This is a genomic window from Acinetobacter rongchengensis, assembly GCF_003611475.1.
Classification (GTDB): domain Bacteria; phylum Pseudomonadota; class Gammaproteobacteria; order Pseudomonadales; family Moraxellaceae; genus Acinetobacter; species Acinetobacter rongchengensis.
Genome location: NZ_RAXT01000031.1, coordinates 26,527 through 37,906 on the forward strand (window position 1 = coordinate 26,527; position 11,380 = coordinate 37,906).

At 34.7% G+C, this 11,380-nt stretch carries 11 protein-coding genes; 5 read left to right on the forward strand and 6 right to left on the reverse strand.

Features of this window, described 5'->3' with window-relative positions; translation table 11 throughout:
* Positions 1 to 10 precede the first annotated feature (10 nt).
* The 4 genes from D7V20_RS12920 to D7V20_RS12935 all read right to left on the reverse strand — a co-directional run bounded on the left by D7V20_RS12920 (position 11) and on the right by D7V20_RS12935 (position 3,174).
* Entirely contained in the window at positions 11 to 958 is a 948-nt protein-coding gene (locus D7V20_RS12920) for a DotH/IcmK family type IV secretion protein (protein ID WP_005005900.1), read from the reverse strand.
* A gap of 13 nt (positions 959 to 971) precedes the next feature.
* A complete protein-coding gene (locus tag D7V20_RS12925; protein WP_228134816.1) occupies positions 972 to 1,532 on the reverse strand; it encodes a DotI/IcmL family type IV secretion protein in 561 nt (186 codons plus the stop codon).
* 133 nt (positions 1,533 to 1,665) lie between these two features.
* The gene (locus D7V20_RS19855; RefSeq protein ID WP_024160792.1) at positions 1,666 to 1,953 is read right to left on the reverse strand and encodes a hypothetical protein; all 288 of its coding nucleotides are present in this window, start codon (positions 1,951 to 1,953) and stop codon (positions 1,666 to 1,668) included.
* Positions 1,954 to 3,174, reverse strand: coding sequence for a hypothetical protein (locus D7V20_RS12935; RefSeq protein WP_228254383.1), 1,221 nt, complete (start codon positions 3,172 to 3,174; stop codon positions 1,954 to 1,956).
* Between the two features lie 1,087 nt (positions 3,175 to 4,261).
* Here D7V20_RS12935 and D7V20_RS12940 point away from each other — a divergent pair.
* The 5 genes from D7V20_RS12940 to D7V20_RS12965 all read left to right on the forward strand — a co-directional run bounded on the left by D7V20_RS12940 (position 4,262) and on the right by D7V20_RS12965 (position 9,114).
* Entirely contained in the window at positions 4,262 to 4,708 is a 447-nt protein-coding gene (locus D7V20_RS12940) for a DotD/TraH family lipoprotein (protein ID WP_044103272.1), read from the forward strand.
* A 37-nt stretch (positions 4,709 to 4,745) separates the two neighbouring features.
* Positions 4,746 to 5,555, forward strand: coding sequence for a type IV secretory system conjugative DNA transfer family protein (locus D7V20_RS12945; RefSeq protein ID WP_024160789.1), 810 nt, complete (start codon positions 4,746 to 4,748; stop codon positions 5,553 to 5,555).
* Between the two features lie 27 nt (positions 5,556 to 5,582).
* The gene (locus tag D7V20_RS12950) at positions 5,583 to 6,878 is read left to right on the forward strand and encodes an ATPase, T2SS/T4P/T4SS family (protein ID WP_024160788.1); all 1,296 of its coding nucleotides are present in this window, start codon (positions 5,583 to 5,585) and stop codon (positions 6,876 to 6,878) included.
* Positions 6,879 to 7,183: 305 nt separating this feature from the next.
* Complete coding sequence (locus D7V20_RS12960; protein ID WP_024160787.1) at positions 7,184 to 8,290, forward strand: ParM/StbA family protein; 1,107 nt, start codon at positions 7,184 to 7,186, stop codon at positions 8,288 to 8,290.
* On the forward strand, positions 8,287 to 9,114 hold the full coding sequence (locus tag D7V20_RS12965; RefSeq protein WP_024160786.1) for a hypothetical protein: 828 nt from the start codon (positions 8,287 to 8,289) through the stop codon (positions 9,112 to 9,114). Before D7V20_RS12960 ends, D7V20_RS12965 begins: the two co-directional genes overlap by 4 nt.
* A gap of 45 nt (positions 9,115 to 9,159) precedes the next feature.
* On the opposite strand, the gene D7V20_RS12970 is transcribed toward D7V20_RS12965, so the two are convergent.
* Positions 9,160 to 10,221, reverse strand: a complete 1,062-nt coding sequence (locus D7V20_RS12970) for a ParB/RepB/Spo0J family partition protein (protein WP_024160785.1) — start codon at positions 10,219 to 10,221, stop codon at positions 9,160 to 9,162.
* A gap of 9 nt (positions 10,222 to 10,230) precedes the next feature.
* Positions 10,231 to 11,067, reverse strand: a complete 837-nt coding sequence (locus D7V20_RS12975; RefSeq protein WP_005028640.1) for a ParA family protein — start codon at positions 11,065 to 11,067, stop codon at positions 10,231 to 10,233.
* Between the last annotated feature and the right edge of the window lie 313 nt (positions 11,068 to 11,380).

Consider the following 11,380-nt stretch of genomic DNA (forward strand, 5'->3'; position numbering starts at 1 on the left):
ACTTAATGACTTAAAATGCGTCTTCGAGGTAAACAGTTTTAGGTGTACCGCCAGTCGTTGAAAATGTGATGTACTTCAGATCTTCAGAATCTTCATAACGGAAGATCTTCATACCGTTGTTAGCGCGGAAAGAACTCAAAAAGGCTGGTTGAATAACACCAAAGTTACTACGCACATATATATAGCCACCAAACTTCCAAGCACGGACATTAGGACTATCGGTTCGCATTTCAACAGCACCCTCAGGCGCTAAGCCATCCATAAATTGCAAACTCACACCATCTGGAATAATCGATGTTTGATTGCCTGTTGAATACATAGCTTTGGCTGTTGGGCTTCGACCAGGTATACGTGCGTCTACACGAACATCTAAATCACGTTGGCCAGTAGCTAACATCAAAATTACTGGAGCACCCAATCCCTTTAATGTGACCGTTACGTTTCCGAAAGCAGCTGGATCTAATGGTTCGATTGAAAGGATGTTAGTTTCAGGGATTTCGTCTGGCTCTTTTTCGTTTTGCTCACCTAAGCCATCTGAGAAACGTCCACGGTCCAAAGAAATCTTTTCAATGTTCCATGGATTTCCTGAAGAATCGGTAAAGACAATAGTAGATAGCATGCCAGCGCTTAAACGAATTACTGGCGGTTCCTCACCAGGGTTTAATGAAATACCCAAACTACGGGTTTTCGCTTGTGGCGTATTTACATAAGGACTAGAAAGGCTTCGTTTTTGTTGCAACAAAAGTCCTTTAACTATTTTTGTTTGCTCAGGTGTGAACTGCAAACCAACAAGATTGTGAACCTGTCTGTCAATTTCCGATGCTGTATCAACTACCTCAGGTGCAACCAAAGGAGATTGAGCATCCGCAAAAGTATTCGGAGGCATATCAGCAGCATTAACTATTGTAGTTAATGCAGTAGAAGCAAAAAGAGCCAAAGATAATTTTTTCAATTTCATAAGTATCATCCAATTAACGCGCTGGAGTTAACGTAATTGTCTTAACAGCAATACCGTTGTAGTTCAGATAAGAACGTGGATGCTCAACAATAGTAACTGTCGCAATGAAGCGGTGAGTCTCTTTAGGTTGTTTGTCACCTAAGAAGAATTGAGTAGTGATAGGAACACGAACAGTCCAACTAGGTTCTGCAGCATGTAAATCACGGTTTTCGATTTGTGGAACATCAGTAGCAGTAGTTCGCATCGTTAGGTTGTTTTGTACGATTGTGCCAACTGTTTGTGATTGAGCGATTTGCTTCATCAATGAATCTTTACCGCCCTCAGTGAAATACATTGAACCAGCATTGTTAATAACGTCACGCCAGTTCAAGAAATCAAAGTTGTAGACAGAAAGAATTGCACTCTTACCGAATTCAGAAATAACAACGTCAGTAACGCGAGGGTTTTTTGATGCTTCGATTGGACAGATAACCGAGTTATCTACTGTTTGAACAGCTTTGACTTTTGGGTATGCATTAAAGGCAGCAAAAATAATCATCGCAAGAACAGCACTCACGATAAAAGCGAAAAACACGAAAACAAGCCATCGTCTTAACTTTGCAATCTCCTTATCTTTTTCATCCACCTGTTTTCTGAGCCAAAGACTAGGATCACAAGAACCTATTTCAGCGTTTTCATTAGATTTGTCTTTAGACACAACAGCACTCCTATTTCGCTGGCTGATATATAACAGATGGAATTGGACGATCTGATTTAGAGCTAAGCACACACTTAACTGGTGTGCCGTCATCAAAAACCAAAGATTCAAAATCTGTTGTGGTGAGTTTAAAAGCTACAAAACTAAGCGTTGTTAAAACGGTTAAAATGCACAATGAGGCAAACGTACTAACCAACACTCTTAAAAGCCTTGCGTATTTTCTTTTACCTATTATTGATACTTCAGCGTAAGGAGAACCCCATGTTGAAGTAGTCAAATTAGTTTTAGAGTTATCCATTTAGTCAATCACTAAACCCGACTTTAATTCGTCCTTATAATAGTCGGTATTAAACTCATTTGCTATATTAAGATCAAAATAATAAAAGGTATCTAGGTTATTAGCTAAAAGTGTTTTAACAAATTCATGGCTACCATTAACGTTTTCAATAGAATCTAAAGTAGGCTTTATACTAAAACCACTATGGCCTCTCCACTTTCGCCCATAAAAGTTAGAAGCAGTATCTTTACCAGCATGTCCAAAAGCACCAGCTATCACAAACTTATCAATACCCTTTACCTTAGCATTTGCAATACATTGATGCCTTGTACTGTATAAAGTAGGTCGTTGATCTTCATTAGTTAAAACCTTGCCTCTAAGCTTAAAGTAATTGATATAACTTAAACGTAAACGCTCTTGCAGTATTTTAATAAAAGTCTGTTTTTCATCCCATCCAAAGGTATAGCCACTACTTTTATTTAAACTAGATACCTTTCTCACATACCTATTTAGCAAGTTCCAATAAAGGTATATCTTTTCTTGATCTTCATGTTTAAGGTCATCAAGTATTAAATACCTTTTAAGTCCATTAGCCCGACCATGTGTAGCCTTGCCATTTTCCACAATCATGATCAGTTTTGGTCCTTTTACTGCACAACAGAATGAAACGGAAAACCACTCAACAGGACGCAATCCAACAACAAGATTGGCATCAACAAAAGCAACCATCATCCGATCAAACTCACTAACCCTGGTGTTACTCTCGTTCTTATGCTCGAATTCTCTTATCAAGTAGTTGTAAAACGTGCGTTCAAAGTACTTTGTTTTCAGCTCAGAAGTACGCTTAGGTTTGTCCTTATTAGCTGTATATTTTGTGTTAATGATTCTTAAATATAATTCTTCTAAAAAATATTCATCAAAACCAGCATCTATATCTTCATCATTAATAGAGCCATTATTTAGCTCATTAAGCTTTAGACCGATTCCATACACTAAATATGCACGATATGTTCTAAATGTAGATTCCGCGTAATAACCATTTTCAGATTTAGTTTTAAATTCAGAATATATGTTTTCATACAACATTTTTAAATCTAGCTCTGAACTATCTAAATGTTTATCAATTTTTTGCTTAAGCTCAATATCATATTTGGTCTTAGTAGAATACGGAAAATCCTCTATACGACTTGTGTATTCTTTTAATGTCTTTGGATAGCTATTAGGATTCTCAAAACTGCTCACCACTACCACCCTTTATCCACATGCAAAACATGAGCACATACTACAACGTTAAACACCTTTCTAAAAGTACTCGTTAAAACGTTTTTCACTTTAAGCAAAATGTTTTTCACTTTTAAGCCCAATAAATGCGAATGTCTTTTTTGACTCCTCTCTTGTTAGTACAGTGGAAAAATCAAAAAAATGAAGTTGATAAATCATAAAAACACAGTGGACCTTTTTTACAGTGAAGTGCTTGATATGCATAGTTTCAATAGTCTTTTGCCAGTTGCGATGCCTTAAATTTTTAGGGAAAAATACGACTCTAAGCCTATCATTATTGCAGTTTAATTGGTGTTTAAGGTGTCAAATCTTTATATTTAAGATGCACAGCACTAAACCATAAGGTAGGTTTTTAAAAGTAGCAGCTTTAATGTCTTTAAACTTTTAAATTAGGAATGGTATATACCAAGATGCATTTTTTCTTCAAACAGTTTTTATCAATTTATTTAATATTAAAGAAGCTGGCTTATAAATAAATTACATTATCACCAATAATATTTTTAATATTAATTAAAAAAAGCATATTAACATCTTTATTAATATACTTCTATACTGTAAAATATAAATTACAGTATTAACAATATTTTAATTAAAAAAAGAATAAATGTACTTTGTTATTTTCTGTATAAATTATATTCTAAAAAAAGAACAAAAAAGAATAGAAAAGATAATAAAAAGAAAGAATAAGACTATAAAGGAATATAAAAGACGTCCAGCAAACTATAAGAGCTCATTTACTCTCTATAATTGATTGAAAAAAGTACGTTGTATTTCCATTTCAGATAGGTACTACTAAAAAAAAGCATTGTTTTGGACAGACAATGCACTTAAAAAGAGTATTTTTTACAGATTTGTCTTGTTTAGGCCAGGTACGACTGCCTGAAGAACGCCCTTAGATAAGCGTTAAAGCTTATAAATTAGGTTTAAGCGAGTGCCTAAAAGTCGGCTTTATACCTTTTAAGGGATTTTTTATAATTAATAAAGTGCATTTTAATAGTTTTTAGACTAAAATCATTTTGTCTTTATACCCACTTAATCCGGAGTAAAAATGAAGCACAATAAAAAGCTTTTAAGCGTTCTTGCAATTGGTTTAATGATGTCTGGGTGTGCTAGTCGTGATGTAACGCAATTAAACGTAGCAAGCCCTTTATCTATTATATCTGAAGCATCTCAAGAGGCTTTAATTGCACAACAGAACTTAAAGAACTCTTCTGCAATTCAAATGCAAACTGTTCAGAAGAAACAAGGTAGCATCAACCATGACCTTTTAAATATCGACTACATAGGCGATCCAATACCTTTAATTAAAAGTATTTCTAGCCAATACGGATACCGTTTTGTAGAAGCTGGTCCTACTCATGAGCTTCCAATTGTTAATTTTAATAAAAAGCGTCTTACTGGTGTAGAAGCTTTACGCGATGTTTCTGCATATTTAAATACTGCTTCGATAACTCTAGATCATCAAAATAAAAGTATTTTATTGACTTATAACTAATACCCTTTAAATCCTTTTATACATATCTGGAGTTTTTATGGACTACTCTAATAATGCTTCATTACAAGAGCTACTAAACCCATCTAACCAGTCTTCTTTAGAAGTTCATGTTAGTAATGTTGAACAGCAAGCTCGTTATGAAGCCATGCTTGAATTAGTTAAGCAAAAAGGTATTAAGTTAGGGATCAATACTTATTTAAGCAACGCTCGTGAGGTCATCAAAAGCCAAGAGCGTAACCTTGATACAATCTTTAACTTTAAACCTTACATGATCAAAGATGTTGTTGTTCCCCCGGTTATTATTGAATCAAAAGATGTAACTGAGACACCTAATGCCATGTCGTACAAGACGACTAAGCAGACTTATAAAATCTTGAAACAAGCTCGTTTCAGTACTCGTGCACCTGATTGGCGTCAGTACCTTGTTTTCCCTACACTTGATAGCAATGTTGATTACGTGACTTTCATTCCGAAAGAAATGTTACCAGCTAACGAACAAGAACGAAAAATATGGAAAGAGACTGCTGCTAAGTCTTATGAAATGGGTTTAGTTGAGGGCCGAAATATTGTTGAAGATGCAGTAGATCGTCTTAAACGAGATTATTTGGGGATGGTTACTTTCCATAAGTTTGTTTTAGAGGGCAAGTTATCAATGCCAGCAATTAGCAGTCAATCACTGGCTGTTTCTTCTACACAAGACACTATTGCTCTTGATATGAAATTGCTTCAAATCCAACAATTACCGCAGTTCAATTCAAATATTGAAACTTGGAAACCAATTCTCCAACCTGAACAAATTGCACCTAGCTATCAAATTCCAAAAATTAACCTTGTTAGCGAACCTTAAGTTCGCTAACTCAATTGGAAGTTTTAAATGCAAATGAAGGTTTCGACATTAAAAGCAAAATCTGCATTATTTGATGTTAACAAGATTAAAGGATCTGAAAATAAGATTCTGACAGCTACCAAAGACATTCGCAAAGACTACGATTCTAGCCGTGGTTTTGGTTTGGCTACATTAACAGCCATAACGACATACAAAGATCCGAAACAAGGGTTTAAAAGTCGCGATGAATTTGAAAGTCTTCTATATGAAGCATTAGCTCATGGTGCTTCAGATATTTTCATTAGTCCAGATCGCCCCATCACAATGATGAAAGACTTGGAGTTATATTCGTTAACACACCGTATTATCAATCGTGATGAAGCTCTACACATCCTAAGAACGATTGCTGATGAAAATGCCTACTTAGTCCTTATTAATAATAAGTTTATTAATAAGGCATATCGTATTCTGCAGAAAGACGCTTCAGGTAAGGAAACTCGTTATAACTTTCGTGTGAACGTATCTCGAACTTCGTATCGTGGATCTGGAGATTCTTTTCAGATAACGTTACGTACAATTTCTGGCATTCCCCCTCACTTTTCAAAAGTGGGTTTAGATGAAGATTTCATTAAAAGATCGCTACCTCACAATGGTTGCTACATCATTGGCGGAATCACTGGTTCTGGTAAAAGTACAACACTAGCTTCAAATATTCGCTATGTGTTGGAAAATAATACTCATATTCGTGGAAATATTTTGACTCACAACGAGCCTATCGAATACGAGTATGACGCAATTGAAAGCACACACAGTATTGTTAGTCAAAGCGAAATCCCCAATAACTTCGAGACTTTTGCGGATGCAAATAGAGAGGCGATGCGTAGACGTCCTGCTGCAGTTGAAATCGGTGAATTGCGAGATAAAGAAACAATTTCTGCAGCTCTAGAACTTTCTTTAACTGGCCACCCTGTTTTTGCAACGGTTCACGCAACCACCGTAGACAAAATTATTCCACGTATGTTGAAGCGCTTTAAGCATGAAGAACATCTTCAGGCTGCAGCTGACATTATTGGTTCAGTTTATACATTGATTGCTCAACGTCTTGTTAAAGATGTGAACGGCAAGGTATTTGCTGTAAGGGAACACTTAATTTTATCACCTCAACTGAAAGAAGAATTGCTTTTAATTGATGATATTCATGCTCAACAGAAGTTTATTCGAGAGTTAATGATTAATTCTGATGGTTCAGATCCAAACATCAGTAAGAGTTTCAGGAAACAAGCTGACGATCTACTCAAAGCTGGTCGTTTGCATGAAGACTACTATTACAAACTGATTTATTAAGAGGCGAATATGGATGATCAATATGCACACTGGTCGCAATTTAGATTAAATCTAATCCTATGGGGCGGTTTAAACGGATATTTGTTTATACCTTTTCTAGCTGTTGTTATTAAGTTTTCCTTGTTCAAACTTATGCTTTTCATCGGCTTGATAGTAGCAACATTGGTTATTGAAAAAGTATTTAAATACAAATACAGCTATATCCCCTCTGCTCTTAGACGCTTAGTTTTTGGGGGCAATAAATACACTAGACGCGGTAGAAGACGTTACTCGTTGTAAATCTTGAAAAATTGAAAGGTAAACTTATGAAAAATACTCAAAATGAAAAACCAGCGATTGAAGAACGTTATATTGTTCTAGGTATTGATGATGGACATGGCGGTACAAAGCTTTATGCTGGTCTAGATCAAGATGGAAATGAAATCAAACTGACTATTCCTAGTATTGCTTATTCAGGAAAAGTCCTCACTGGCGAAGAGGATTCTACTGACTATTATGTGGTTAAAGTAAATGAAAACTTTTATACAGTTGGTAAGAAGATCAATAGTAGTGTTCCTCTGGATACCAGAACAGACGAATACCCGACATCTGAATATAACAAGGCACTAATACACCAGGCAATTAAGGCCTATATTGACCATATCGGAACATATGATGGTAGAGCGTTTGCAATCGCTACTTCACTTCCTGTTAGTCGCTATTACACACCTGAAAAAACCAAAAACATGCCACTTATTGATATGAAAACTAATTTTCTACTCAATGGTGATGTTTGCTTCAACTTAAAAGATCATAAAGCTGGTAAACCGCTTAATATCATTAAAAGACATATTGTTAAATGTGAAGCTCAAACAGCTTATTTTAATGAGATTATTGATGTACACGGAAACGGTTCAGAAGATAGTGATCTTTTAATAAGTTCTGAATGTGCTGTAATCGATATTGGCGGTAAAACCACTGATATTGTAGTCACATTAGATGGAGGAAACATGCTTGATGGCCATCGTTCTACATCACGTAACCTTGGTATTCTTACCATCTATGAACGAATCACTAGCTTAATTCTTGAATCTGGCTATAAAACAGTTAACGCTAACTGGCTAGATTTCGCACTAAAATCTGGAACTTATGGTATAGGATCTCAAGCCAAAGATATTACAGGTTTAATTCAGCAAGCTAAAAACGAATTCATGATCGAATTAAATAACTTTATCTCTAAACAGATCGGTGGAGGCGATGATTTAGCATTAGTATTATTTTGTGGAGGCGGTGCAGCTTTTCTTGAAAAAGAGATTAAAGAAAAGTACGACTTACCGAACGTAAGAATCGCTGAATCACCAGAGTACGCCAATGCTAAAGGTTTATATAAGTTAGCTAAATACATGTATAAAATGTACGCAGAAATCAAATGACAGATTCAAACTACATACAACTATCCTATCAATTAATTCACTTAACAAGAGAAGATCTTGATGTGATTAGTAATGTTAATAGAAATCTACCAGGTCTAGACTTAAACGCTTTTAGTTTAAGTCTGCTGTATTTAGGATTTATCTTTTGTACTGACAAGCAGAAGATTTTTCTAAATGCGCCAGTGCAAAATGAAATAGACGAGACGTTTGCACAGCCTGTACGAATGAAAATAGATAAAAATGCAAATCAAAAACTATTTAATTCAATTAAAAAACATCCTCAAGGAAAGCTTCGTAGAAATTACATAACTGCTGTTTTACATGCTGGTATAGCGGTTCTAATTGAGCTTTCATACCTTTATAAGTTGTATGAAGTTAATGAGGATATGGCAAGCCTATATTCTGTCAATTCTTTCCTATTAAGGTTTGGCTTAAGTACTTGTGTTGAAACATACACCAAGTTTAATACTGCTTACTATGTGTACGATATTGAATATCTTGAAAAAAAGTATCTTGATCATATATCCATACAAATACCAGAAAGTAGTAAGGAGCAAATTGAACAATCACCTAAAAAGCCCGTAACTAATTCTATCAAGAGCAAGGAGGTTCCTGTTCAAAAAGCAGTTAAGATAAAGGAAGCTAAACATACTGAACATAAAAACATTCAGGACCACTCCCCTACCGTTGAAACATCTCAAAATACCGAAACGTCCGAAATTAACAATGCTAAACCAAGTCAAAACGTATCTGAATCAAAACCAGTAACCAATCCAAGTAGTTCGGATTGGCTTAACCAGACTTTTAATCCAGATCTATTATAAAAAAAACCGGCAATGCCGGTTTTTTTCATTCAAAGTTTTGAAACTTCAATCATTCAAGCTCTTAAAAAACTCTTCAATTTTTCTAGCTTTCTCTTCTGTAATATCTGCATCCAAGGCTACTCGCAACTTAAGTACACTCTTACCTTTGGTACCACATTCAGAACTCATAGAACCAAATTTAACGCCCTTATCTGTCTTAAAATCGAATTTAATCTTACTCGGTTGTTCTTCAGTAGTAGCTTCTTCAGTTTTTTCAGGCTTAGTCGCCTTATTTGCTTTTTCTTCTTCACTCAAAATAGCTATAAATCCTTTATGACGCTTGCCCGTGGATTTAAATTCTTCAACGTATTTATCCCATTCTGGTCTTAACAAGTCGAAAATTGCTTTTTCAGTTTTAGTTTCTAAAGCTTTATTTATTGCGGTATTCACTTCTTGAGCAATATATCCAGAAATTAGCTCAGGATCTTCGTTCAAAGAGTCCAAAATGAACTCAGGTAAGTCTAGAATATATTTGAGACGGAAATACTTCGACTTATCAATCGCAAATTTTTCAGTAACAAATTCATAACTTTCAAAAGGATAACCAAACTCTTCACATAATTGCTTGATTTTTAATATGCTTTCAAAATCTGAAAGATTTTGTCTAGCAGTATTATCCAATAAAGCTGTTATAGCAGCTTTATCATCATTCATAGATGTTTTAACTAAAGCAGTAATTCTCTTGAGCTTTAAAATCTCTTTAATTGCTCTAAAACGTCTCTCACCAGCAATTAACTCGTAACGATTACCCTTCTGTCGAACTGTAATCGGGTTAATTTGTCCATTAGTTTCTATATCAGCAGCCAAAATTGGCAACTTCTCATATACACGTTTATTCATGATACGTGGTTGATAAGGTGATGGATCAATTAAATCAATGTCGATTGATTCTAAATGAGATCCGCTAACAATATTTTTTGTTTCTCGCTTAGCTAGTGGGTTAAGACTCCCCTCTTCTATGGTTGGAGTCGCTGTATTTTCTTTTACATCAGTAACTTGAGCATCACTCCCTGTTGCATTAGCAACAGATGTTTTTTTCATGCTTTTTACTTTATCTTTAAAGTTCATATCAGCACCTTATAATTTTTTGTATTCAGAAACCATTAGATCTACAAGTTGATTAATTGCTTGTTTTGCTGGTGTTTCTTTTCCAGCATCCAGATCAAATACGGAACACTTAACATATGATGCTTGACTAAAAACCGTAGCATTTGGAATACAGATTAATTCCTTATTTACCAGTTTTTCTTGCAATTTTGGTTGAGCATATTCATTGCGAATATCTTCAGCCAAGGTAAGATCCACTGTATTACGCTTGTTATAAAAGTTTAGTACTGGCGATAGAATTTTTAAATCTGGATTGCTTGTCTCTAAGTCATCCATAGAGTTAAGTATATCTTCCAAACCCTGAATACTGTATTCACCCTGTAATGGAATTAATAAACTGTTTGATGCTAACAAAGCATTAAAAGTTAGAGTTTCCATTCGCGGTGGACAATCTAACAAAATAAAGTCGAAATCCCCTTTTATCTTTCTTAATACACTTCTAATAATTTCATTAGGAACTGGACTAGAACGCTGAATATTGATTTCAACATCACGAATGTTATTAGCACAAGCAATCAAAGACACATTTTCAAAGTTGGTTTTATCTGGACCTTGTATAACATCGTGAATGTTAATTGTTTTATAGTTTTCAAAAATATCTTTTAGAGTGCCATCTATATCGTTAATATCTGGAACATTTGAAATATGTTTTGTTGCATTACGTTGGCTATCTAAGTCGATTACTAAAACCGTATAACCTAATTTTCCAAGCTTAGCAGCACAATTCACCGTAGATGTTGTTTTGCCCACACCACCTTTAAAGTGGATGCTTGTACAAATATAAGTTTTTCCTGAGTTCTTTTCCATTTTTCAATCACCTTTCAAGTAAAGTCAAACAATACAATATTTGAAAAATATTTAAAATACTTTTTCACTTTATTTTTAATATATTTCAACTTTTTCAATCTATATGCCTAACATGTGTCCATATCTTATGTGTTTTTCATTATCAGACTGATAACAGCTTTAGATTCCTTGGCGTGGATTTTTTCATTATCAGACTGATAACAGCTTTAGATCCCTTGGCGTGGTTTTTTACATTATCAGACTGATAACAGCTTTAGATTTTTAATCGTGGATTTTTTCATTATCAGACTGATAACAGCTTTAGATTTTTAAT

Bases quoted from the DNA above. Each gene is read 5' to 3' on its own strand.
- D7V20_RS12920 (WP_005005900.1), bottom strand. From the start codon at position 958: ATGAAATTGAAAAAATTATCTTTGGCTCTTTTTGCTTCTACTGCATTA.
- D7V20_RS19855 (WP_024160792.1), bottom strand. From the start codon at position 1,953: ATGGATAACTCTAAAACTAATTTGACTACTTCAACATGGGGTTCTCCT.
- D7V20_RS12950 (WP_024160788.1), top strand. From the start codon at position 5,583: ATGCAAATGAAGGTTTCGACATTAAAAGCAAAATCTGCATTATTTGAT.
- D7V20_RS12940 (WP_044103272.1), top strand. From the start codon at position 4,262: ATGAAGCACAATAAAAAGCTTTTAAGCGTTCTTGCAATTGGTTTAATG.
- D7V20_RS12960 (WP_024160787.1), top strand. From the start codon at position 7,184: ATGAAAAATACTCAAAATGAAAAACCAGCGATTGAAGAACGTTATATT.
- D7V20_RS12975 (WP_005028640.1), bottom strand. From the start codon at position 11,067: ATGGAAAAGAACTCAGGAAAAACTTATATTTGTACAAGCATCCACTTT.
- D7V20_RS12965 (WP_024160786.1), top strand. From the start codon at position 8,287: ATGACAGATTCAAACTACATACAACTATCCTATCAATTAATTCACTTA.
- D7V20_RS12945 (WP_024160789.1), top strand. From the start codon at position 4,746: ATGGACTACTCTAATAATGCTTCATTACAAGAGCTACTAAACCCATCT.
- D7V20_RS12970 (WP_024160785.1), bottom strand. From the start codon at position 10,221: ATGAACTTTAAAGATAAAGTAAAAAGCATGAAAAAAACATCTGTTGCT.